This window comes from Gilvirhabdus luticola (assembly GCF_040117515.1).
GTDB classification, from domain to species: Bacteria; Bacteroidota; Bacteroidia; order Flavobacteriales; family Flavobacteriaceae; genus Gilvirhabdus; species Gilvirhabdus luticola.
Window position 1 is genome coordinate 254,657 of sequence record NZ_JBEEEN010000002.1, and the last position, 25,353, is coordinate 280,009.

At 33.7% G+C, this 25,353-nt stretch carries 16 protein-coding genes; 2 read left to right on the top strand and 14 right to left on the bottom strand.

Going from position 1 to position 25,353, the window contains the following annotated elements; genetic code table 11:
* The first annotated feature begins 27 nt into the window (after nucleotides 1-27).
* Entirely contained in the window at nucleotides 28-759 is a 732-nt protein-coding gene (locus AAFP94_RS05700) for an SIMPL domain-containing protein (protein WP_316661537.1), read from the top strand.
* A gap of 51 nt (nucleotides 760-810) precedes the next feature.
* Here AAFP94_RS05700 and AAFP94_RS05705 read toward each other — a convergent pair whose 3' ends face one another.
* Both AAFP94_RS05705 and era read right to left on the bottom strand, forming a co-directional pair.
* On the bottom strand, nucleotides 811-1,665 hold the full coding sequence (locus tag AAFP94_RS05705) for a hypothetical protein (RefSeq protein WP_316661539.1): 855 nt from the start codon (nucleotides 1,663-1,665) through the stop codon (nucleotides 811-813).
* Between the two features lie 232 nt (nucleotides 1,666-1,897).
* Entirely contained in the window at nucleotides 1,898-2,779 is an 882-nt protein-coding gene (gene era / locus AAFP94_RS05710; protein WP_316661541.1) for a GTPase Era, read from the bottom strand.
* A 133-nt stretch (nucleotides 2,780-2,912) separates the two neighbouring features.
* Here era and AAFP94_RS05715 point away from each other — a divergent pair, with 133 nt between their 5' ends.
* Nucleotides 2,913-3,146 (top strand): YgaP-like transmembrane domain, encoded by a 234-nt coding sequence (locus AAFP94_RS05715; protein ID WP_316661542.1) that lies wholly within the window; start codon nucleotides 2,913-2,915, stop codon nucleotides 3,144-3,146.
* Nucleotides 3,147-3,243: 97 nt separating this feature from the next.
* Here the strand turns inward: AAFP94_RS05715 and AAFP94_RS05720 are convergent, their stop codons facing one another.
* The 12 genes from AAFP94_RS05720 to AAFP94_RS05775 form a co-directional block, all read right to left on the bottom strand.
* Nucleotides 3,244-4,896 (bottom strand): solute:sodium symporter family transporter, encoded by a 1,653-nt coding sequence (locus AAFP94_RS05720; protein WP_316661543.1) that lies wholly within the window; start codon nucleotides 4,894-4,896, stop codon nucleotides 3,244-3,246.
* 173 nt (nucleotides 4,897-5,069) lie between these two features.
* A complete protein-coding gene (locus AAFP94_RS05725; protein ID WP_316661544.1) occupies nucleotides 5,070-6,062 on the bottom strand; it encodes a T9SS type A sorting domain-containing protein in 993 nt (330 codons plus the stop codon).
* Between the two features lie 110 nt (nucleotides 6,063-6,172).
* A complete protein-coding gene (locus AAFP94_RS05730; RefSeq protein ID WP_316661545.1) occupies nucleotides 6,173-7,531 on the bottom strand; it encodes a T9SS type A sorting domain-containing protein in 1,359 nt (452 codons plus the stop codon).
* A gap of 165 nt (nucleotides 7,532-7,696) precedes the next feature.
* Nucleotides 7,697-10,990, bottom strand: coding sequence for a VCBS repeat-containing protein (locus AAFP94_RS05735; RefSeq protein WP_316661546.1), 3,294 nt, complete (start codon nucleotides 10,988-10,990; stop codon nucleotides 7,697-7,699).
* Between the two features lie 121 nt (nucleotides 10,991-11,111).
* Entirely contained in the window at nucleotides 11,112-12,059 is a 948-nt protein-coding gene (locus AAFP94_RS05740; protein WP_316661547.1) for a glycoside hydrolase family 17 protein, read from the bottom strand.
* A 43-nt stretch (nucleotides 12,060-12,102) separates the two neighbouring features.
* Complete coding sequence (locus AAFP94_RS05745) at nucleotides 12,103-12,987, bottom strand: glycoside hydrolase family 17 protein (protein WP_316661548.1); 885 nt, start codon at nucleotides 12,985-12,987, stop codon at nucleotides 12,103-12,105.
* A 34-nt stretch (nucleotides 12,988-13,021) separates the two neighbouring features.
* Entirely contained in the window at nucleotides 13,022-14,584 is a 1,563-nt protein-coding gene (locus AAFP94_RS05750) for an MFS transporter (protein ID WP_316661550.1), read from the bottom strand.
* A 49-nt stretch (nucleotides 14,585-14,633) separates the two neighbouring features.
* Complete coding sequence (locus AAFP94_RS05755) at nucleotides 14,634-16,127, bottom strand: glycoside hydrolase family 30 protein (protein WP_316661551.1); 1,494 nt, start codon at nucleotides 16,125-16,127, stop codon at nucleotides 14,634-14,636.
* 11 nt (nucleotides 16,128-16,138) lie between these two features.
* Complete coding sequence (locus AAFP94_RS05760; protein ID WP_316661552.1) at nucleotides 16,139-17,440, bottom strand: glycosyl hydrolase family 17 protein; 1,302 nt, start codon at nucleotides 17,438-17,440, stop codon at nucleotides 16,139-16,141.
* A 10-nt stretch (nucleotides 17,441-17,450) separates the two neighbouring features.
* Nucleotides 17,451-20,912, bottom strand: coding sequence for a hypothetical protein (locus tag AAFP94_RS05765; protein ID WP_316661553.1), 3,462 nt, complete (start codon nucleotides 20,910-20,912; stop codon nucleotides 17,451-17,453).
* A 38-nt stretch (nucleotides 20,913-20,950) separates the two neighbouring features.
* Nucleotides 20,951-22,465 carry a sugar porter family MFS transporter gene (locus AAFP94_RS05770; protein WP_316661554.1) on the bottom strand — a complete coding sequence of 505 codons (1,515 nt, stop codon included), beginning with the start codon at nucleotides 22,463-22,465 and terminating at the stop codon, nucleotides 20,951-20,953.
* A 138-nt stretch (nucleotides 22,466-22,603) separates the two neighbouring features.
* Nucleotides 22,604-25,345 carry a carbohydrate binding domain-containing protein gene (locus AAFP94_RS05775; protein ID WP_316661555.1) on the bottom strand — a complete coding sequence of 914 codons (2,742 nt, stop codon included), beginning with the start codon at nucleotides 25,343-25,345 and terminating at the stop codon, nucleotides 22,604-22,606.
* Nucleotides 25,346-25,353: the final 8 nt, after the last annotated feature.

Genomic DNA, 25,353 nt, shown 5'->3' on the forward strand with positions numbered 1-25,353 from the left:
TATTACTCATTTTTTAATATTTCAACAATGAAAAAAAGTCTTACTGCAATCATTTTTGGTTTGTCTATTGTTATCTCTTCATATTTACTTGGAAATTCTATTGTAAATAGAAATAAAACTGATGGCACAATTTCAGTTACAGGTTTGGGTAAAGCCGATTTTACATCCGATTTAATTGTTTGGGAAGGTTCCTTTTCAAAAGAAAGTTCAAATTTACAACAGGCATACGCCGATCTTGAAAACGACAAGAAAGTCATTTCAGAATATTTATTATCAAAAGGCATAACAGATAAAGAATTGGTATTTAATGCCGTTAGAAGTAGAAAAAATACAAGAGGAAAATATACAGGTGATGGAAAATATATAGGTGAAGAATTTTTGGGTTACGTTCTCACCCAAACTCTTCAAATAGACTCTAAAAATGTAGAAAAGGTCGAAAAGATCTCCAGAGAAGTTACCGAGCTTTTGAATAAAGGTATTCAATTTTACTCTCAAGAACCGCGATATTATTATACACAACTTGCCGATCTAAAAATTGAAATGATCTCTAAAGCTACTGCCGATGCCAAAACACGGGCAGAAAAAATTGCTGAAAATTCTGGAGGCACTTTAGGTAATCTAATTTCTGCAAAAATGGGTATATTTCAAATAACAGGACAAAACTCAAATGAAGATCATTCTTGGGGTGGAACCTATAACACCTCTTCAAAAGAGAAAACGGCATCCATAACCATGAAACTGGACTATGAGGTTGATTAATTAGTTTTGATTGTAACCAAAACTATTTTATAATTTACTAATCATCCACATTTATATTTTATTTAGATAAAAAACAACACCCAATTCTGGAGCATAGTCAGTAGCTTTGCTTGTAATTCCTATGGCATTATTTACTCTAATAAACATCCAGGATTTGATATGGAATTGTAAATCATTTATTAATTCCCACTCATCTTGAGTTCCTTCAACACCTATATAAAACCTGAACCAATCATTGACCTTTCTTAAATACTCAAGTGCCATTTCACCAAGCTCAAATTTGTCTTCAGCTCCGTCATATTCTGCGGCTATTCTAAAGGTCATTGTACCAAACTTGAATCCTTTTAGAATACCAGATCCTAACTTGAATTCCCAGTCGCCTGTTCCAGTTAATGGTTTATCTGGTGTAAAAGGAAACACAAATTCGAGGTAAGAAAAGTATTCGGGTTTTTTTAATGTTTCCATATTATATCTCCATCTTACTTGTCCTTCTACATCGCCTAAACCGCTTTCTTTTATTTCATCTGGCATTTGCGATGTATCATCGGTTGATTTTTCCAATTTACCACTTATAACAGCGGCTTCAAGTTCTACCATAACCCAATCAGATATTCCTAGCCCAAAATAGATCAGCCCTTCATGGGCTGTATATTTACTGCGATATTCAATTTCTGAACCATAGCCAAATTCGAAGGGTTCATATTCAAAATCTTTATCATAATAGTATTCATAAAAAGGATAAAGAATGATATCTCCTTTTTCTGCATATGTTCCAAACATTGAAGTTGGTATTCCGTTACTACCTCGATCACGAAGAAAGTTCCTATCATCATCTTGGCAAAAGCTTTGACCTAAACCAAATAAAAGCCCAATCAAAGCCACTAAAAAGTTTTTGAAGGTATACATAATAAATTAATTTAATTAAGAAGACTTAATACCATGAATTAGTTTCATGTAATGGATCAGAAAGCAACGTAAACTTTCAACAATAAAACATTAGTTCGGTTAAGTCAATGAGGTAGAAGTTATTAATTAAATTATATAATGTAGGATGCCCAGTAGAATGTTGTATAAAAGGTACAAAAAATAAGCGAAAAAGACTAGAATTAAAATCTTTAAATATCTTCAATCATTATTATTAAGACTGATTATAACCAAAACGTCTCAATTGGTTTTGATTACTTCGCCAATTCTTGTTCACTTTCACATACAACTCCAAATGCACTTGTTTACCAAAGAATTTCTCTAAATCTTTCCGGGACTCTACACCTACGCGCTTTAGAGCAGAGCCTTTATGACCAATTATTATTCCTTTTTGGGTTTCGCGCTCCACCATTATCACTGATCGCATTCTTATAATAGTGTCTTCTTCAAAGAACTCTTCGGTATCTACTTCAACAGCATAAGGGATTTCCTTTTTATAATGCATTAAGATTTTTTCTCTAATGGTTTCGTTTACAAAAAAGCGTTCAGGTTTATCTGTTAATTGATCTTTAGGATAAAAAGGTGGTGACTCTGGAAGTAATTCTATAATTCTATCAAAAACTTCTTTTACTTGAAACCCTGTTAAAGCTGAAATAGCAATAATTTCGGCGTTGGGAACTTTTTCTTGCCAGAGTTGTACTTGTTCTTCTAACTGATTTTGGTCGGACCTGTCAATTTTGTTTAGAAGTAGTAATATTGGTATTTTTGAATTGGTTATCTTGTTAAAAAAAGCTTCGTCTTTTAATTCTTTCTCACCTATCTCAACCATATAAATTAAAACATCGGCATCATCAAAAGCAGATTTTACAAAATCCATCATGGATTCTTGTAACTCATAGGCCGGTTTAATAATGCCTGGTGTATCGCTTAAAATGACTTGAAAGTCTTCTCCATTGACAATACCCAAAATACGATGCCTTGTTGTCTGCGCCTTTGATGTAATAATGGATAATTTTTCGCCTACAAAAGCATTCATCAAGGTTGACTTACCCACATTCGGGTTACCAATAATATTTACAAAGCCTGCTTTGTGCATTCGTTTTAAATTTGGTTGCAAAGATACTGCTAAAAATTTAAGATTTTTGGTATAATCATAAAGTTAATGAATGCTGAAATTTCGTATATTTGGAAAGTATATATTTAATAATCAACTATTTAAACTAACTATTATGACAACAAATCGTACAAAAAGTAAAATTAGATTACACGATGCTATTGTTGGAATACTTTATGGCGTCAGTGTTTTACTAGCATTTCAAGTTAACATGCAATGGCTGTATTTGGCCGCAGGAGTTGCTGTCTTACAAATTATTAGTCCTGTTACCAAGTTTTGTCCGGTTTATTTTGTACTGAACAAAATGATGCCTGATTCAGACCCTATTCAAGACGGCAAAAGCGAATAAAAGCGTTTTAACTACTAAAATTATCTTTGATTTTTTAAGCTAAAAACAAAGCCCTTCAGTATCATAAAGAGCTTTTAATGTCTATAAATCAATTGTTTTATTTCGCAAAATATATATAGATACAAATTACAACCAAAGTAATTAATCCGCCAACAAGCTTGACATGTTTCCAAGGTTGAATATCCACTTGCTCCGTGTATGTTTGAATATAGGCTTCTTTGTTGGGATAAAATTTGCCAATTAGCAACATGATTAAAATATTGGCGGTAAACAATATTGCCATGACATGTAAAAAATGTGGATAGGCTTCTGCTTCTACTAATCTTAAAGCTGCTGGATCGGTAATTCCCGATGCTTTTGCTGCCTCTAGTGCTGCAGATACCTTGTTAGGACCAATAATAAACTGACTTATTATATACAATACAGATCCTGAAATAATTCCAATCTTTGCTGCAATTGCTGGAACTCTTTTGGTTACATATCCAACCACAATGATGGTTAAAATAGGAATACTGTAAATACCATTTATCTGTTGCAAATAATTAAATAAACTTCCTGCATTTGCAATCATTGGTGCAATAAACATAGCTGCTAATGCTAAACAAATACCAAAGATTTTTCCATACTTTACTACAGTTCTTTCATTAGCTTCCTTATTAACATGCTGTTTGTAAATGTCTATTCCAAATAAAGTTACAGAACTATTTAAAACACTATTAAAAGAACTTAAGATCGCGCCAAACAATACAGCCGCAAAAAATCCAACGAGAGATGTTGGTAATACTGCACGCACTAATTCAGGATATGCTAAATCGCTTGAAGCCAATTCTCCATTAAAATAATGGTAAGCTATCATGCCAGGAAGTACCAAAATTAGTGGTCCTAAAATTTTAATAAAAGATGCCAGTACCAATCCTTTTTGTCCTTCGGCCAAATTCTTCGCTCCTAAAGCTCTTTGTATGATTTGTTGATTTGTTCCCCAATAAAATAACTGCACCAACATCATTCCTGTAAAAATCGTCGCGAAAGGCACTTCTTGACCTGGATTTCCAGTTGAATCAAAACGTTCTGGATTGGTAGTCATTAATGCATCTAAACCTGCTAAAACAGACCCATCTCCAATAGCCATTAATCCAAAAATTGGTATTAATATCCCACCAGCTAACAAACCAATGGCATTTATTGAATCTGATACCACAACTGCTTTTAAACCCCCAAAAACTGCATATATTGAGCCTATTATACCAATTCCCCAAATACAAATTACTAACGCTGTAGAGTCTGAAACATTTAGTAAAGTTGGCACATCAAACATACCACTAATTGCCACGGATCCAGAGTATAAAATAACTGGCAGTAGCACCACAACATAACCTGTTAAGAATAGTGCTGATGTAATGGTTTTTGTAGCAACATCAAACCTATTTGCTAAAAATTGAGGAATGGTGGTTAAACCACTTTTTAGATATCTTGGTAATAAAAAAATGGCAGTTACAATCATGGCAATTGCCGCAAGTGTTTCCCATGCCATAACAGACAATCCATCTTTATAGGCACTACCATTTAAACCTACAATTTGTTCAGTAGATAAATTTGTAAGCAATAAAGAACCTGCAATTACACCAGCCGTTAAACTTCGTCCACCCAAAAAATACCCATCAGAAGAATTCTCATCTGTTTTTCGGGTTGCTATATAAGAAATAATTGCTACTAATGCTGTAAAGCCAACAAAGGAGAGTATGCCAATCATGAATCTAGTTTTAGTTTAGTTAGACAATAAATTTATAAATAATATTGAGTATTCTACATTTGTAGTACTATTTCTTTATAAAATAACTTTTTAAGATTTCATATTACGTTTAATTATTGCCATAAAAAAAGCCATACTATACATATGGCTTTTAACTCTTTTATATTGGTTTTTTAATGCTTTACCAATTTTAAGGTGTCGCTTCCTAACTCTGAAGTTACTTTTGCAAAATATAAACCTAATCCCAAACTTGACCCATCTATAACAGCTTCGTTAGAGCTTGGATTTAAAGACATCACATTTTTACCTAACACATCAAACACTTGAATGTTTATAATACTGTTATTAGCTGCCTTAATCGTCCAACTATCACGTGTTGGATTAGGGAACGTTTTAAAGCTGTTAATATTTAAATCATTAGCTTCAGCACTTAAAATTTGTGGTGTGTTCCAAACTAAATTAATTGTTCTGTCACCATACATTTGAATATATCTATTTGTATTACCATCATTCGTGACGGTTCCCGGATCGAATTGTGCGAAAAATTCTTGATCCGTCCATCCATCTACTGTAATTTTAAATTCGTAAGTATACTCTTCCAATGGTATGGTCGCTGACCAAATATTACTTCCCATATCAACTAATGGAATACAAGGGCCACACCAATTACCTAGTCCTTGACTATTATAATTTTGACCATTAATATTAACAGCTGTATTTATAGAACCACCATAAGCACTCATATCTACATTAACTATTAAACTATGTGGTCCTGGGTTTGATGCAGATTCTACACAACCACTAAAAGGAGCTGTTGGTAAGGTTTTATCTGAACCAGCAACAACTAAAATCCTGTTATGGTTACCGCCACCATTGGTAATTGTACAAACATCTCCTTGAGAAAACGCCTCCTGCCCTGTCCAATTATCATAAGTGAATTTATATTCATGTTCACCATCTGCTAATGGAAAAGTCGCTTCCCAAATACCACTCCCCATATCTACTAATGGGTTTGACGTTCCGCTCCATCCATTAAAACTTCCACTAACATAGGCTTGCGTAAAAGTTTGACCAGTCATATCAACACTAAAGGTGATATTGCTCTGTGCAGATAAGTGTAATGTTAATAGAAATAGAAATAGAAATAAAAGGTAATTTTTTTTCATAGTTTAATTAAATTTAGAATTAAAATTTTTCTCGTAAACTCTAAGATAATAAAAAAATAAAAAAAAGCCATATTATTCATATGGCTTTTAAAATAGAATGCACTAATTTATTATTTCTTAACAAGCTTTAAAGTACTGGTCCCTAAATCTGAAGATACTTTAGCGAAATACAAACCAGATCTTAAATTTGATCCATCTATAACCGCTTGGTTAGATCTTGGATTTATTGACATTACATTTTTTCCTAAAATATCGTAAATCTCAATAGCAGATATCACTTCGGTATTAGTAGCAATTGTCCAACTATCTCTTGTTGGATTAGGATATGCTTTAAAAACTGCTTTTGCAAAATCTTCTGAACTAGCAGTTGCTGTTTGCACAATATCATCAAAATAATATGTTGATGTTGCTGTACCATCACCTAAAACACCAAGATTTGGAATAATAACGAATCTCCTATGAATTGTAGTCCCAACTCCATCAAAATCAAAGGTTAGAGTTTCCCAATCTCCTGTTACAGTTGTATTCATCGTTTTATCACCACTATTGTTACCACCATCACCAATCTGTTCTGTTTTTACTACAATTGGAGTACCTATGGCCGCATCTGTCCAAATTCTTAATTGAATATACCTTTCTGCAGTAAAATCAAAATCCTCCGGAGCATCAACAAAAGCTCCTGCCCAAGGTTGACCACCACTTCTAACAAGTTTAGCTAAATTAGTACTAGAATTACCTATTGCTTGAGGTCCTGAAGGAGCTTCTAAAGTTGCCGTACAACCATCAAACCCAGTAATAGGTGGTGATGATTCAAAATCTTCTGAAAAAGAAGCTATAGGTGGACATGCAGGACAAACGCCACCACAATCTACACCAGTTTCGTCTTGGTTTTGTATACCATCCATACAAGTTTCTGCTGGAGGAGCAGACAATGTAATTTTAACATTATCATAAAACATTTGAGCCGTAGAACCTACATCAGCTGATGTTGTAGCAGTTAACTGAAACGTTACGCCTCCACTTACATCCGGACCTGTAGTAGTTGTAAAAGAAAAACTTGTCCACGTATTAGGGTCAGCATTTATGCTCAAAGGTCCACCTCCCAATATCACAGCTGATGATGTACCTCCTCCGCTGATTTCTGAAAAAAACTCTGCAAAAGCTACGCCACCAACACCTAAAGTACCACGTGCATCGAATGTTATTGTGACATCTTGGCTAGGTACTACCGTTCCTATTCCTATATTGGCATTTTTTATTAAGCTGGCAGATTGTGCCACATTGTTATTTAATTCAGCACAAAATGTTCCGTCTGAAGGATTCGTATTAATTACAGTTTGCGTACCACTAGGAAATTGTGTCCAATCAGTAAAATCTCCTGTTTCGAAACTTCCATTTAAAGCAATATCGGTTTGAGAGTACCCCAATGAAAATGTCAATAGAGCAAATAATAAGGTAATTTTTTTCATAATTTTATAGAGTTTTGTTAAAAAATATTTAGTTATTGTAAATATGCCATAAAATGTTTACAAAAGAGGATAAAAGACCTATACAAAAACAATACAACCTCATTAAATTAACATAATTAGTTGTTTTTTATACAAAATAGCCGCTAATTATGATAAAATCGATAATTAATTAACTTTTGACTGAAATAATGATAATGGTTTATTATTGTTTGATATAACAAGAGTGTATTTTTTATTATTTTGCTTTAACAGCTTAATATCTCTACTATCGTAAGGTACATTAAAACCACTTTTAGCTGTATGTAGAGCTTTAAAATTATTCTTTCCATCACCTAATAATATTGCTCCTATACCAGCATCATAACGCGTAGTTTCTACTTCTACCCCAAAATGATTGCCTACTATTATTATATCTTGATGCCCATCGTTATTAACATCTATAACTAATGATGACTTTATTGGCGATACTTGTGCCTGATTAGGTAAAGCCTGTCTTGTTAATTTACCATTGTTATTTATTAAAATAATACTTTCGAAGTTTTTTATTTCATAAATAACGGCATCATCTACTTTATCTTCTGGTAAGATATCTACTAATTTGGAAGATGCAAAACTATGATAGTCTTTAAACTTGTCTGCAATAAATGGCATTTGCTGGCTTGTACATTCTCTTCCTCTTACGGGCACATAATCGTCTTTATAGAATTTGGCTAAAACAACATCGTTCGTACCATTACTATCAAAATCATTTACAAAAACTTTAAAAGGATGTTTCTCTGATGCTTTAAATTTATTATTTAATCCTAGATTGCCAATTATATAATCATCATCACCATCTTTATCTATATCATCGGCTGTAATGGACCACCATAAGCCTCTTGTGTTTTCTAAACCGTAGTCTTGTTTATTATTTGTAAACGTCCCATCTGTATTTGTTAAGACTTGTATTTCCATCCATTCACCAACAATTATCAAATCGTCATCATTATCCTTATCAATATCTGTAAATACAGCATCAGTTACCATACCTATATTCTCAAGATCTGGTGCTGTTTGTTTAGGAGCTTTCTTGAAAGTGCCATTATTGTTCAAAAGTATATAACTACTTGATGGAAATCCGTACTTACCAGATATTAACCTAGTGCCTACAAACAAATCTAAATCGCCATCGTTATCTATATCTGAAGCCTTAACACATTGGGTACTTTCGTATATGTTAGGTAAAGCCGCGTTGTTTTTTGTAAACTCACCTTTACCATTGTTTATATATAATCTGTCCTTTAACAATGGATTACCTCTTTTATACTCACTGCCACCACTAGTAACATATAAATCCAAATCATTATCGCCATCTACATCTAAAAACAATACACCCAAATCCTCTGATGCTTTGTCTAATTGCCAAGGCTGTGAATCATTTTCTTTAAACTTACCATCTTGGGATTGTAGGTAAAGTATTCCCTCGTGACCAACTGAACCTCCAATAAATATATCTTCTAAATCATCACCATTAACATCTCCTACACTTGTAAATGGTCCATTTTGCGACACATTATGAGGTAACAATATCTCATCTTGGTACTCATCAAATTCATTCTCCTTGTGCGTATAGTCTATTCCTATAGTTTCTGAATTGACTTTAACAAATAAAGGTGTTTCTTGTTCTTTTGAAGTTTTTCTGATAATAGCTGCTTTAGAATATTTTGCTGTAAGTTCTGTATTCGCACTTACTTTTTCAAAGACATTTGTTTTTCCATCAGGCCATAATACCTCTACTTTACTTACCTCTGTATCCTTGCCCAATCCAAAAAATACACCGGGTTCAACAGATGATAAATAGCCTCTAGTTACCATGTTTTCTCCAACCTGTATATTGTCTCCGTGGTAAATGATAGCTTTTGCTCCATAACCAAATGTATTATTAGTTGAACCCTCAAAACTGATTTTTAAAAAGTTTCCAGTAGCTTTATTTTCGTATACAAATGCAGGTGACTCCATATTATTAATTACTACATCTAAATCGCCGTCATTATCCAAATCGCCATAAGCCATACCGCTTGAAAAACTTGGCGTATCAAATCCCCAATCATAAGTTACTTTATCAAATTTTAAATCTCCTCTGTTTTTAAATACATAGTTTGGTAATGGTACAGACGGTGCCTCTTTAGCAATTTCGAAAAAAGTTTCTGATGATATATTTTCATCAAGGTTTCTGACTTTTGTTAAGTAGTCATTATTTCTTACGTCTTTTTTAACACCATTAGTAATAAGAATATCTCTAAAACCATCATTATCTAAATCCACCATTAAGCTAGCCCAGCTCCAATCTGTTCTTGCTAATCCAACCATATCTGCAACATCCGAAAATGTCCCCATACCAGAATTAATCTGTAATGCATTTGCCATATATTGATAGTGTCTGCCTGTCTTCACACGATCCATAAAATCTTTGGTGCTCATCGTCTGCATATTGGTTTTAGATCTGTAATGATCCTCGGGCGTCATGTCTATAGTAATGAGGTCCATAAACCCATCATTATTAATATCGCCCGTATCTGAACCCATGCTTAAATTAGTCATATGATTCATTTTCTCATGAGCAACATTTTTAAAAGTTCCATCACCGTTGTTATAATACATCAAATCTGGTTCCATATAGTCATTAGCTATATATATATCCATCCAACCATCATTATTAAAATCTGTAGCATTAACGCTTAGACCATAAGATCCAATATTGTGAGATATTCCAACTTCTCGGCTAACATCTTGAAATCTTCCATTATTATTCTTGTATAACCTATCTGCAAAAAAATGGTAGGTATTCTCCGGAATATTGTTCCTTAAAAATAGTTTTTGATCAGCTGGTTGGTTGACTTGGTACATATCTAAATCACCATCATTATCCATATCAAAGAATACTGCTTGAGTTGAAAAACCAGCATCTGCCAAGCCATATATCATAGCCGCTTCTGTAAATGTGAGGTCTTGATTATTAATATAGAGTTGATTTTTTCTATCTTCAGGATTCATAGACTCTCCATTTCTACTAACGTATATATCTAGATAGCCGTCTGCATTTACATCGGCCATAGTAACGCCCCATGTCCATCCAGAATTAATAGCAGTTTTAGATTTTTTGGTAATATCTTCAAATCGAAAATTACCTTTATTTAAATATAATCGATCAGAAACCTGATTACCCGCAAAAAAAATATCTGGCAACCCATCATTATTAATATCACCTATGGCAACTCCAGCTCCATTATATATTTGACTGAAATAAAAATGATTTACACCTTTAGTTTCTCTAATCGTGTTATTGAAATCAATTCCTGTTCTTTCTGAAGATAATAATTCTAATCCACCAATTAAATTTTTAGGATTAAGATTTCTTTCTACCTGATTGCACGTCATAATTACCACACTAACAAAAAGTAAAAGAACATTTTTTTTCATGTTTTTTAGACTTAATTTCATTAAAAAATACTAATCAATTCTCTATTGTATAAAGATTCAATGTTAAAATTATGTAGCTATTTTATTATTTAATTTATTTCTAAAGATTAAATATTTAATACTATTTTGACATATTAAAACCCGAAAAAAAAGACTCCATAACCAATTTTGGCATTCTATCGACTTTAAACAGCCCCCAATGTTTTTCAGGCTCAAGAGCTTCGCTTGAGCCCTTCCAAGATTCATCAAATGCTTCGAATACAAACGTTAAGATGGTAGCCACATGACTCCAATTCACAAGATCGTTAATGTATGTCTTTTGGTATTCTTCACTCACATTATTTGGGTCTATTCCGCGTCCGTTGGAATAGGTTGTCCAGCCTGCTTCAGTAATAACAACGGGTTTATGAGGATAGGTATCAGCAACCGAATAGTAATTTTCCTTTGTATATTCCATCGCTTCATGAATGTTCTTATATTCCCAAACAGGGTATGTATGAATAGAAATAAAATCTATTTCTTCTACCAAAGGTTTTAACTTATTCAACCACGGTACATAATTTTCGCAAAATGTCACTGGTTGTTTTGCTCCTTGCTTAATCATTCTTACATAATTAATCACACTTTCAACAGGTACATAATGGTCAGTCCATTCCACACAGGCCTCATTTCCTGCAGACAATGAAAAAATGATATCTGGATATTGATTTGCCAAGCGAATCAATTTTTTAATCCTATTCTCATTATAAATTTTATTCTTCTCTAGTTTTTCTTTTGGATATGTACCACCTCCCCATGGACATCCATAGTTATTTTTTTCAGCTACAATATAGGCGCCGAGCATCACTTTAAAATTTAACTTTTCCTTTTTGATTACTTCTAAAACAGTTTCGGAATGCTCATCACAATCATATAACCTTAAATACTTCCAATGACCGTTTAGTAGCAAAAGATCTTCCTTTATTTGTTCATAACTTGGATAAACCAAACCAGGACATTGTCCCTCCCTAAAACCAGAATAGCAGATCGCATTTCCAGGTTCTATATTCAAAACTTTCGTATAATTCATTTAATAATTATTAGTAAAAATCGAATGATTTTTTAAAGATGATCTAAAATTTTAATTTTTCATTTTTATCCCATAATCCCCAAAATGCTCCAACATCACCTTCAGCTCCTACTTTCCATGATTCATCAAATGATGAAAAGTAGAACATTTCTATATCTTCGGTATCAGACCATTGTTGTGCATGTATAAAGTATTTTATTGCATTTTCAAATGAAGGTTGAGCACCTTGTAATCCGGTTCCAAGATTTGGCCATCCTGTTTCAGAAATAATCACTTTTTTACCGTTAGCGGCACTTACAGCTTGATGATACATCTGTTTCATGTACACCAATGAATATTCTATGCTGCATCCTTCCCAGTATGGGTAACAATTGGCCAAAACCACATCACAAGCTTCAGTAATTCTAGGACGATGAGAAAATTCATAATACGCATCGACATATCCAACCGGAATTCCAGGAATCGCTTCTTTAACTTGATAAATAAATGCTAAAAGTTCGTCTTCTGTTAGATCTTGACGATACATAACTTCATTTCCAACGGCAGCAATATCCACAAATCCATCTTTTGCTAATTTTATCAGTCCTGCAATTTCTTTTTTGTTGATCTCTGGATCATCTCCCAACCAAGCTCCAACTAAAGTTTTAATTCCAAATTCTCGAGCAATTCTGGGAATAGCTTCATTACCATCTGTACATGAAAAGGAACGAATCCATTTTGTATATGGCTTAATAATCTTCATACGCCTACGAATCTGATCCTCACTAATCAACATACCAGGTTCTTGTCCTTCTTCATAAGGACTGAAACACAATCCGTGCATCCCATTTTTTAAAACTCTTTTAAATAGGTTTTGTAATCCTTTTGTGGTTTTTCCGTCGAGATTTATTCCTGCCAACGACCTTATTTTATCTACTCTGTAAGACATATCTATTTTAAAATAAAATTATATTAATTATTAACTATAATTCGCCTCTTCGGGCAATCAATTCTGCTTTAATTTCTCTAGCTTTGGTTTCTGTAAGGCTATACTTAACCATCACCCAAATTGCTAAACCTGCTGTAAACGCAGGGATTACTACATCAGCTATTCTTAAATTTGTCATCGTTTCCATAGTCTGTGTTGGTGCATCAGAAATAAAGCCTACCAATTTCAATACAAGCCCTCCTAACACCAAAGCTATCGCTTGACCAAGTTTTACCATCCACCAATAAATGGCTCCAAATGTTCCTTCTTTTCTAGGCATCCCATTTTTTAATTCATCCAGATCACATACATCCGCTGTCATGCTCATCATTAAAGTAAATAATCCACCAAGCCCGAAAGCCATTAATGGCAAAGGTAGGAAAATTAGCCAAGGTGCTCCTTGACTTGTATCAATACTAAACCATGACATGCCAACACTCTCCAAATATGGATTTAAAAATTCAAATAAAGAACCAACGGCATTGTTTAAAGATTGACCTAACCCTGTTTTGTTAAAATTTGCGTTTAAAGTAGTATCAAATCCCCACCATTTTAATATATAACCTATAATAGACAACACTGTTGAAATAATAAATGCTTTTCTTTTGCCCCATTTATTAGACATCCAAGAAATAATAGGAATCACAATGAAAGCAGTTAAAACTGCAGTAATTGTAGAAAACCATGCTGGCCAAGTACCTGCTCCACCATAGTCACCATTATACATATAAAAGACTATAATATAAAAACTGAATGCCGCTACCATTTGAAAGCCATTGAATACTAAAAATGTAGCGCCACAAAGTTTCATGAAAGGTTTGTTCTTTGATACTTGAACAATGCCCTTAAATAAATCTTTCAAATTAGACGCCATTGTTTTAAATGAAAGTTTCTTTCGGTTCTCCATTTGAGAAGCATCAATTCCTTTACAAAAAATGGCAGGTAAAATCCCTAAAACAATACAAAATCCAGCTACAACGGTTGACATTGTTCTTACACCTTCAGCCTGATCCGCAAATAAATTTGGATCAGCAATAATTACCCAAAACCATGGAACTATCATCCATGCAATTTGACCTACAGTATTGGCAAAGGCCATTAAGCGAGTACGCTCATTATAGTCTGAAGTCATTTCATATCCCAATCCAACTAATGGAGTAGCATACATGGTATTTCCAATTAAAAATAACAATGATAAAATAAGAAAATACCAGAAGTTATAGGTTTGAGAATTATCAGCATTCAATTGCCAAAGAGCAGCGAATAATAACCCACTCAAAATCGCACCAATAAAGATGTATGGCCTCCTACGACCCCATCTCGATTTTGTGTTGTCCGAAATAAATCCCATTATAGGATCTGTCAAGGCATCAAAGATTCGAGGTAGACCTCCCAACAAACCTGCAAGAAAAGGATCCATCCCAAAGGCTGTAAGCAAGAAAAACATAAAGAATCCCAGTGCTCCTGGTAATAAATTCAGTACGAAATGACCAGCACCAAAGGCGGCTTTTTGACCTAATGGAACTTTATCTTTCGCTTCAGTTTTGTATTGCGACATAATATTTAAATTTTAGTTTTTAACAGTTCTATTATCATTTTTTAAATTATTATGATTTGGGTATTACTATTGTTTGAATTGCTTGTGCATTAATTGTGATCTCTTTGCTTGTATTGTTTAAAAACAAATCGAAACTCTTAGTTTTTTCACCTTCATTAAAGAGTATAACTGCAATAGAACCATCTGGATTATGAGCCGCAGTGACCATTAACTCTTTATCTGAATTTTCTAAGCCAATAATTTTGGCTTCTGGCCTAATGTATTTACTAAAATGCATTAAAGTATAGTACAATGGTGTAAAATAAACTTCATCATTTTCAATATCGACGATAACAGGAGCCACACACCAATTTTTAAACCAATTAGGCCCACCTTGCTTATCAAGCACCATATTCCAATCAATCCAACCATCGACCCAATTATTAAGACAACCAATAATATCTCTGGCATAGCGATTTACAGGTGCATATTTTGGATGATAGTGTTTGTCTTGTTCTGGCGCCCAATCCCAACCCCAATCTGTAGCTTCTTTTTTCCAATACCAAGTATCATTTTTCCATCTTGGAATTTCGGCATCTACGCATGCTTCTGATTGTATCAGATGTTTATTTGGTGATTTATTATGCGCGTATTGTAACTCTTCTGGAAAATAATCATAGGTACTTGCATACCAATGTATGGCTGTGCCATCGTAATATTTTGAAGAAGCCTCATCTTTGAACATTACATCAACCCAATGTTTTAAATGCTCCCTATTTTGATCATATCCCAAAATCTTAACCTCATGTCCATCTTCTTCTAACTTTGGCCCTAAATAATCTTTTACAAAATTGGTCATTTCTTCAGGAGTGTAATGCATACTTTCCCAGTTATTGCCATTACCTAATGGTTCATTCTCCACTGTAAAACCCCAAATATCTATTCCTTCAGCTTTGTATGCTTCAACGTATTTCGAAAAAAACAATGCCCATGTATTATAGTATTCTGGCAGAAGCTTTCCACCAACCCAGCTTTTGTTATCTTTCATCCATGGTGGAGCGGTCCACGGAGAGGATAAAATTTTAAAACCATCTTTTGAAACAGCCATGGCCTCTTTTATCATTGGGATGATATCATCCTTATCTTCTTTAATCGAAAAGTGTTCGAGGCTCTTATCGTCTTCTACTGGTGCATAGGAATAATTGCTCAATGAAAAATCACATGAATTCATATGTGTTCTAGTCAGTGAATATTTTGCTCCTTCTTCACCGAAATAGGCCTGAATAATCTTGTCTCGATTGGATTTACTTAATTGATTTAATAAATATGCCGTAGATTCTGTGAATGAGCCACCAAAACCTGTAATGGTTTGATAGGTTTCTTCTGGTATTAATTTAATACTTCCTTTGTTTTCTTCTGGTAAAAATTCGGTGATTTTAGTTAACTTATTTCCACTAGCTGATGTTTCATAAAGTTCAACCTTCAACTGCTTTTGTTCTTTGCTACAACTCATAAACAATGTAATCAATAAAAATGAAAAGAAATATTTTGATAGCGATTTCATATTTAAAATAATTAATGAGGTATTGTGACTTCAGAAGCCATTGGTGGTACCAAAACATCTTTCATTAACGCTTCTTTATTACCATTATAAGTTTTAGATATTGAGTTCCCATTTCTAGTTAACCCTTTAAATGTTCCTTTATCAACCTCATCCCAAAGCACATATTTTGCTTTTCCATCTACAGTGAATAAACCAAAGTGTTTTTCAGAATTTCCCGAATTCTCTCCTCCTTTCCATGGTTCATCAAATCCTTCAAAATAAAAACACGACATTCCTACGTCGTTGGTCCAGTCTCTCATATGTTTGTAATAAAGTGCTTCTTTATACTCGTCACATGCTTTTGATCCATCGGGACCATAATGACCTGTAGAAACACTTGCCCATCCAGTTTCACCAATATGAATTGGTTTATTAACTCCAAGGCTTTCCATATATTTCTTTACGTCTTCATATTGCATCATGGCATATTCTTTAGCTCTTAACATGGAAATTTCAATTTTTTCCATATCGGTTTTACCTTCCATACCATCAGAATTTAACCAAAATTCTGGTTGATAATGCGTATCATGCATAGGATAGGTGTGCATAGAAATATAATCTACAGCCTTAATTAGTTCGTTTAAATCTTCAACATGGTATTCTTCTCCACCGCCTCCCCAAGACGCAAAATTATCTGAACTAGTTATCCAAATGTCATTGGCTAAATCTCCTTCTTTTTTAAGGTTCTGTAAATATTTAACCCATTTTAATATAACCCAAGGTTCAACATAATAACTCGTTGCCCATTTTACCATGGCTTCATTACCTACAGCAATTATTTTTATAATATCTGGAAATTTTCCGGCTAGCTTCACAGCTCTTTCAACTTCTGCTGCATTATCTTCGCTTTCCTCATTATGGATTGGTTCTCCATTTTCCCAGCTGAATGCATTTTTGCAATTAATCCATACGCCTAACATCACATACATTTCAAAATTAGGGTCTTCATTTTTTAATTCACTTATTGCCTTAACTAGGTTTGATGCATGAGGTTTAGTTAGTTTATATGTTCGAACAATTTTTACTCCTATTGCAGAGAGCAACTTCATGTCTTCTTTTAATTCCTGCAAAGTTGGTTCTATGCTATGGTCTGCATATCTGTAACCTCCATAAGACATTGCTAAATAATTCGGATTACCTAAAATATCTTTAGCCGTTAAACTTGCTTTTTCTTTCATTACATCAATTTTCCTATCTTTTTTAGTTTGATTTTGACATGAAAACACAAACATTATTGCAATCAATAAAACCGATGTCTTTATGTATTTTTCCATGCTATTATATTTATTTTTCCAATAAAACTTCTATATGATCTATTTCACCCGTTCTTTCAAAAATCTTTTTACTGGCTGTTAAATCAAGTCTTAAGTTTTCAAATGTAGTTATCATATCGCTAGTATAATGGACATTGATACTATTTTGGTTTGAAAGTTTATAAATTACAGGAACTTGACAATAGGTAAAACAAATTGAATCTTGATTAAGTCTAATTGTTTTAATTTCCTTGTTTAAGTCTGTATATGAGAAAACTTTCGATTCTTTTAAAAATTCCTCTCTGCGCAGTAATTGCGGATTAAATTGAAGCACACCATTTTTCACAGACACACCCAATTCACCACGTCGGCTCAAAATATCTTCTTTTACCTGACCGGTCATTCCTGGTTGCTGTGCTCCTTTCCCGAAAGGAGTATGAGAGTAAGGATCTGTTGGAACCGCTCCGTATAATTCTGGTGACTTGTGAGCACCAATGCCTTCATTAATTTCGAAGTAGTGGTCAAACAATTTGCCAATAATGATCTGACTCTCGTTGTTCTCTAAAGCCGATAAACAAGTTTCCTGAACTGCTAATAATAGTTTAGATACCATGTGCCAATAAATGGAGCCAAGACCTTCATATCCGAAAAAAGTGCCCGATCTACCTGTAAATGATTTGTGATCGAAAATGCTCTCAAAAATGTCATAGACTAATTGAGATTCATTTTCAACCAAAACTCCATATTTGTCTTTTGGAAGTTTCCGCAATGCCTGTTTTACGCTTCCGACATTGTTGAAATTACCATTAAAATGAAAATTTCCAAGTACATCCTTCTCAATCACCTGTGTATTACCATCTTTTAATAACTGTTGTAAGAGTTCTGATGATTCTACACTTTTTAATTCTATATTATTCTTATTTATAAATCTTGGCAATTCTTTGTTTGGATAAAGAATATAGCTATACTGGTCTGGTCTAAATAATGCACTGTTTTTTAGAGCATCCAAAAGTCTAACAGAAGATTCAGAAGAAATATATCCAGAACTTAAAACAGCCACTTGGCCCTCCAACATTTCTGGTAAATAAGAAATAGATATTTCTGTTTCACTTTTAATAGTCATTAAGTTATACGAATGATACAAATTATCTTGCCGCTTATTGGCATTGATAGAATGTTCTAAATAGGATTTAGAAATCTTCAAAAATTTAAGCAATGTTTTTTTGCTAATATTTGATTTTTCACTTGAGAATCCATTTTCATAAATACCCATTCTATAACTGCTTCCAGCAATTCCAAGACTATCAAGAATAGTTTTTCTATCTGCATCAGACACTTTCCCAGAAAGGATAGAACTATTTTTATCAAGAGTATCTAATACTCTATTAAAGAATTCGCTCAACTCTGTTGAAATATTAAAATTCTCCACAGTAGAATTGGAGGCAATGATTTCAAAGAAATTTAAAAAACGTCTTAAATAATACAATGTTACCATAGAAACACCATTACCTACCAACGCATTATTTGCATCATTCCACTCTGGTCTCTGGGTGTTCATCCATATTCCTGCTTCTGGAATAAAATTGGAAATTTTAGCCAGTACCGTGGCCAATAATTTCTCTAAAAGATTAACTCTATAAATAACCGATGTTTCATCTCTAAGAATTGCTCCGTCGGCACCTAATTCTTCCCTTTCTGCACGAATTTTTCTATCGAGCCTTTCATCAAATATTATGGTGTCTTTTGGATTCTTTATTATCTCTTTGTAACTTTTTATTTTATAAGGCACATTAGCATATACAAAGATGTCCTCAACAAAATAATCCGTTAGTTTATTAGGATAATAATCTTCAATAAATTCAAGGAACTTTAAGAGATAAATTATTTGATGATCTCCCCAATATCCTATATAGGACCAGGGATCGTCTGGTTCAATAATTTCCCAGTCAAAACCATCTTTAGTAACTCGATAAGGATTATAACCATCAAAAGTTGAGGCATTTAAAAACTTATGAATCATGCTATCTATAAATTCTGGATAGGAATGTGCTAACGCTTCCCAGTTTTGAAAAATATCTCTCCAATTACCTTCATAATCCAGTATTTTGGAACCATCAATTTCACTTCTGGTATTAATTGAGAATCTATTCCATGGTCTGCTTGGATCACCATGTCTTCTGCTAAACTTTAATGGCATATATTCTAAAGTTAATCTCTTAAAGTCTACATCACAATCATCTTCAATGAAAGTTTTTAAATACTTGTATTCAAATTCTTCAGGTAAGTTATTTAAGAAATCCTTCTCTTTTTGATACACTCTTTTATTTGCGTTCTTAATATATTTTATAAAATCATGTTTTTCAATTTTATAATTATCGTCAAATATTCCACCTCGCATTATATTGAATAAGGTATTCGCCAAATGGCGTGAGTTTCTTAAGGTATCTGACGTTAATTGAACACCATCAGAAGCTTCAATCAATTCAGTTAATCGTTGAGCGCCTAAATCAATGTCATCCTGAATCTTTGCTGAAAGATTATTTTCATGTTTAATCTTTTCGGAAATTTCATTTATTGCTGTGATTGATTGATTGACATTGGCAATAATCATCCATGATTTTTCAGCTTTTGGTTGTAGTATAATTTCCGAACTTATAAAATAAGCCCCTTTTTCAGCTTTTACATCAATCTCTTCTCTTATTTCATTCCCCTTTCTAAACTCATTAAGCTGTAATGAAGAGATAAGGTGTTTTACATTTTTTAATCCTGTAGACCAAGCTATTGTAGCTTTTAATGCTTCACTTGGTTCAGCCTTATCTACTATTATTGCACTTAACGCATATATACCTACTCCTGTTTCTTTTTCTAATTCATTTTTTTTGTAGGCATCTACTAAATTGCTCGATCTATTTTGAGTATCTGAAGGAACTCCATAAGGAACGATATTTTGTATTCCATCTAAAATGGTTATTTCGATTGGCTCATCTGTATTATTTATTAAGTTAGCCTTTTTTACAAACCCGAAGGAATTGCTAGAATTCCATTGATACCAAAAAGTTAATCCTAAATCCTCATTAATTTCTTCGAAGACTATCTTATTACCAATACCATTCTTATATAAATTCCTTTGAATTTTATATATTCCTGTATATTTTTCTGAAAAGGGTTCCCATAAAAAAAGTTTATTATTTAGGTGCACCTGAAAAATGGATTTGCTACCAGTAATTTCTGATGATTCGGTTATCTTATCGTCTGTATAATAAGGAAAGAGAGAATACTCGCTATTTTTTCGTCCAGCAGTTAAGCCTCCATTACTAGAAATAAACATCCAGTGATTAGAATCACTCACAATACTCATAAAGAAAGGTCTCATGGCATCTGCATTACTAATTTTATAGTAACTCTCACCAGCAAATTTTACTAAATTCCCTTTAATTTGCTTTTGATCAAATTGACTAGGTTCTTTACCTATATATATGGCTTCTTTACTCATTCTATTCTAATTTTGAGTTTAAAAATCAATATTTTAATTTAAGTTCTAATTAATAGTTTTTCTAATTCTTCAAGTGTTTTACCTTTAGTCTCTATTACAAATTTGTATACAAAAATTATAGCACAAAAGGATAATGCGGCATAAATACCAAAGGTTATTGTTGGCCCCAGGGTTGATAGCTCCCAGGGAAATACTTGTGTTACAGAAAAACTTACCAAGGAATTGAAAAACCCTACAACTGAAATTGCGATTCCTTTAATTTTATTTGGAAACACTTCTGATATCAAGGTCCACATTACGGGGCCTAATGATATTGCAAAAGATGCTACATACAACAAGATAGCTATTAAAACCAAAGTCGCATTAATTTGAATAAAATTTGTAATCTCATTTCGCTTGAAATTTAAGAATTGCTCATTCTTCAATTTTGGTTTAACAGCCTCAAATAATTCTGTCTGACTTTGAAAAGATTTTCCATCAAAATCCATTAAAATCGTTTTGATTTCTGTGTTACTTACCTGATTTATTGTATTGGAATTAAAATCATAAGTTGCACTATTAAATGCAAATGTTGCCATTATTAAAGCTACCGTCATAAAACTAGATCCTATTAAGAGTAAAGGCTTCCTTCCCAGTCTATCTATTAACCAAATGGCAACCAAAGTGAACACTAAATTGGTTAGTCCTACCACTATGGCTTGTAAAAAGGACGAATCTGTGCTTCCGCCAGCTTGTTCAAATATTGTAGGTGCATAATAGAAGACAGCATTAATTCCTGTAATCTGTTGAAAAAAAGCAATGCCTAAAGCAATGATCATAATGGTTGAATACTTACTTTTTAAAATATCTGAAAGTTTAGCCTTCTTCTCCTTCTTATCTATTCCTCTTTGTATTTCAGAAGTTGTTATTTCGGCATATTTGTCACCACCAATTTTTGTGAGCGTTTTTCTTGCAAGATCTACTTTATTCTTTTTCAGGATTAACCACCTTGGGCTTCTAGGCACTGTCCAAAGTGCTAGAAAATATATTATTGCGGGAATAGCTTCTACGCCTAGCATCCAACGCCAACTTTCGTCTTGAATATTGACAAGAAAATAATTAGAAAAATACGCTACTGAAATCCCAATAACAATGTTCAATTGATTGAATGACACTAAACTTCCCCGAAGTTTTGGCGGTGCTATTTCGGCAATATAAATTGGCGCAATTAAAATCGCTCCGCCTATACCAATACCCCCAATAATTCTGGCAATTATAAATACGGTATAATCGGTCGCCAATGCAGACCAAATAGCAGAAATAGTGAACAAAGCTGCGACAATTATCAGTACCTTTTTTCGTCCCAGTATATCACTTATTGGACCAGCCATTAAATTTCCAGCCATAGCTCCAAACACCACGCAGCCTACTGAAAATCCCAGCATGGCATCTGTCATTTCAAAATATATGGTAATTCCTTTAACCGCTCCTGAAATCACAGCACTATCAAAACCGAGTAAAAACCCACCGAGAGCGACAATAAGACTTATTAAAATTGTATAAGATTTATTCATCAATGTTTAAAAATTGTTTATAATATTTCAATAACATTGGGACAGATAAAAATCATGATTAATTAAAATATTTTTCCATTAATTAACCAAAGGCGACAAAGATTTATCTCTGTCGCCGATGGATTTTTTATTCAAAGATTACGGATTAAGGGTTACAGATACATTATCAATATTTGCCGAAACACTGCAACCTGCTGCTCCACCGCAAACCGTCTCAATTAAAAATGAAATACCTTCAGATACATCTGTTCCTCCAGGAATTGTAAATGTTCCTGTAAACGTGGTCCACGAACCAGAAAGTATTGGTGCAGGATTAAAGACATGTGTAAAAGGAACAGCTCCTCCAGCACCTTCACCAAATAATAAAACATTGAATACTCCACCTTCTCCAGCGACTGCACCAATATGATCGAAACTAATTTGAACTACATCACCTGCAGCAACAGTTCCTGCACCTATTCTTTCTTGTTTAAATGCTGGATTACTAGGCCCACCTGTTTCAATTTTGCCAGAATATGAACCACCATTGTTAATACTGTTATCTATTATGGCTGTTCCACCATTCTGGAATAATAACCATCCTGTATCATCACCTGTTTCAAAACCTCCATTTAAAGCAAGGTTATCACCGGTGCCTCCACCACCACCGCCTCCGCCTCCGGAGCCGCCGTCACAATCAGAACATGTGAGTACTACATTATCAATAACTACCGTACCTACTTCAGCACCCATATCAAACAATACACGACTGTTAGCTCCTCCAAAAGATGCCGTAAAGTTATACGTAAACTCCTGTGTTGTAGTTGTTAAATTTGCTGTTTCTGTATCTGAAGTCCAAGGAGCTTCATTGAGACCTATACCAGCTATTATTGTTCTGCTTACATTAGAGGATGCATCGAATGTTAATGTGTAATTTTTACCTTGTATTATTTCTAATACTTGACTTAAGTTCACATCAAAAGCATTTCCTGCAGCAGTCACATCCGCAAAATTGAAAGAATTACCACCTTCGGTAACAACATTAGCTGCATTCCCAGTCCATCCTGTCGTTCCATTTTCAAAATCGCCATTAGTTACTAAGTTATCACCAGTACCTCCACCGCCACCGTTTCCGGCTCCATACAGCATAAGATCATCAAAGAAATAAGCGTCAGTATTATTTGCATTTAGGTCAAAGAAAATAACAATCTTATCAAATTTACCACTGTCGGTGGTTTCAAAAGGGAATGTCAATTCTTCCCAAGCACTTGTCGTTGACATATTTAAAAACTTTTCAACATTATTTCCTGGATTTCCAATTTCTTCAAGTTTAATTCTAACTTCAGTATTTGCTCTTCCTGACCATACTTTAATTTTTAGACCTTCATTCGCGTTAAAATCTAGTTTAGCATCCAGATCTATTTGGTTATTGTCCCAAGGGTTTGCTCCTAATTTTGTGATTTTACCTACTTTACAAGACTTGTTAACATCATTATCGAAATCTGGATTATCTATCCATTCAAAATCACCTCCATCTTCAATCACATTGCCAGTTTGATCTGACATAAAAGTGATATTTAAATCTGATGCACTAGTTGATTCGTTAGTCTCTGCCGTACAGGAACCACCTCCACCAGAACCATAAAGCATTAAGTCATCAAAATAATAGACATCTGTATTCTCTGCATTTAAATCAAAGAAGATTACTATCTTATCATATTTATTGCTGTCTGAACTTGTAAACGGAAATGTTAATTCTTCCCATGCACTAGTAACGGAAGTTGTTAAGAACTGCTCTGTGCTATTGCCTGAATTTCCAATCTCCTCAAGTTTAATTCTGACTTCAGTATTTTCTATAGCAGACCATACTTTAATTTTTAATCCTTCGTTAGCATTGAAATCCAATTTAGCATCCAAATCTATTTGGTTGTTGTCCCATGGGTTATTTCCTAATTTCGTAATCTTTCCAACTTTACATGAAATGTTTACATCATTTTCAAAATCTGGATTATCTACCCATTCAAAATCACCGCCATCTTCAATAATATTTGCCGTTTGGTCAGACAAGAATGTAATATTTAAATCTGCTGCACTCATTGATTCTGCAGATTCTGCAACACAGACTACAGGAGTTTCTATTTGAGTTATATCATCAAGATAAAATGTACCAGATGTTGTACCCGGACCATCAGCAAATACGGTTAATCTTGAATAGCGATCTGATGAATTAAAATTAAAAATAATTGTTTCCCATCCAGTGCCGCCATGACTCATTGTAGTTTCTATATCCGGTCCCGTTCCTTCTTCAAGTTTTAATAAAATATCTACCGGTGCATCAGCCCAAAAATTCATTGATATACTTTTTTCTGTGGTTAAGTCTATATCGGCTCCTAAACCAAAACTAATACCTTCATAAGCAGCTCCTACATTTGTAATTTTACCTACCTTGGATACCTCAGGATTAGCACCTGATGGATCTGGATTATCAACAAATTCAAATGAAGCGCCACCAAAGACATCAGCATCATATCTCGTATTAGCACCATCAAAAGTAATTGGCAATGTTGCTATTTCTGGAATTAAAATTGTTATCTCATCTCGAAAAATATCTGAATCACCAGCCCCATTAGACGCTGTTAAAACAACGGAATAGGTTCCATTTGAATATACTTTTACAGGATCTATAAGTCTTGAGCCGCTACCATCTCCAAAATCCCATTCGAATTTTGTTGCCTCTGTCGAAATATTTATAAATGTTACTGTTCCATTATCAGCATTTATAGTATATGTAAAACCAGCAACAACTTCTGGTAAAACCGCGTCATCATCTTCGCAACCCACAAAGGATATTGCCAAGATTAAAATTGAAATTTGCTTAACTTTTTTAAGAAATTTTTTCATAATTTTTT

What these genes read in the sequence shown, in the direction of transcription:
- AAFP94_RS05745 (WP_316661548.1), bottom strand. Translation starts at nt 12,987, where the DNA reads ATGTCTTACAGAGTAGATAAAATAAGGTCGTTGGCAGGAATAAATCTC.
- AAFP94_RS05705 (WP_316661539.1), bottom strand. Translation starts at nt 1,665, where the DNA reads ATGTATACCTTCAAAAACTTTTTAGTGGCTTTGATTGGGCTTTTATTT.
- AAFP94_RS05725 (WP_316661544.1), bottom strand. Translation starts at nt 6,062, where the DNA reads ATGAAAAAAAATTACCTTTTATTTCTATTTCTATTTCTATTAACATTA.
- AAFP94_RS05715 (WP_316661542.1), top strand. Translation starts at nt 2,913, where the DNA reads ATGACAACAAATCGTACAAAAAGTAAAATTAGATTACACGATGCTATT.
- AAFP94_RS05760 (WP_316661552.1), bottom strand. Translation starts at nt 17,440, where the DNA reads ATGGAAAAATACATAAAGACATCGGTTTTATTGATTGCAATAATGTTT.
- AAFP94_RS05750 (WP_316661550.1), bottom strand. Translation starts at nt 14,584, where the DNA reads ATGTCGCAATACAAAACTGAAGCGAAAGATAAAGTTCCATTAGGTCAA.
- AAFP94_RS05720 (WP_316661543.1), bottom strand. Translation starts at nt 4,896, where the DNA reads ATGATTGGCATACTCTCCTTTGTTGGCTTTACAGCATTAGTAGCAATT.
- era (WP_316661541.1), bottom strand. Translation starts at nt 2,779, where the DNA reads ATGCACAAAGCAGGCTTTGTAAATATTATTGGTAACCCGAATGTGGGT.
- AAFP94_RS05735 (WP_316661546.1), bottom strand. Translation starts at nt 10,990, where the DNA reads ATGAAAAAAAATGTTCTTTTACTTTTTGTTAGTGTGGTAATTATGACG.
- AAFP94_RS05755 (WP_316661551.1), bottom strand. Translation starts at nt 16,127, where the DNA reads ATGAAATCGCTATCAAAATATTTCTTTTCATTTTTATTGATTACATTG.
- AAFP94_RS05775 (WP_316661555.1), bottom strand. Translation starts at nt 25,345, where the DNA reads ATGAAAAAATTTCTTAAAAAAGTTAAGCAAATTTCAATTTTAATCTTG.
- AAFP94_RS05740 (WP_316661547.1), bottom strand. Translation starts at nt 12,059, where the DNA reads ATGAATTATACGAAAGTTTTGAATATAGAACCTGGAAATGCGATCTGC.
- AAFP94_RS05770 (WP_316661554.1), bottom strand. Translation starts at nt 22,465, where the DNA reads ATGAATAAATCTTATACAATTTTAATAAGTCTTATTGTCGCTCTCGGT.
- AAFP94_RS05700 (WP_316661537.1), top strand. Translation starts at nt 28, where the DNA reads ATGAAAAAAAGTCTTACTGCAATCATTTTTGGTTTGTCTATTGTTATC.
- AAFP94_RS05765 (WP_316661553.1), bottom strand. Translation starts at nt 20,912, where the DNA reads ATGAGTAAAGAAGCCATATATATAGGTAAAGAACCTAGTCAATTTGAT.
- AAFP94_RS05730 (WP_316661545.1), bottom strand. Translation starts at nt 7,531, where the DNA reads ATGAAAAAAATTACCTTATTATTTGCTCTATTGACATTTTCATTGGGG.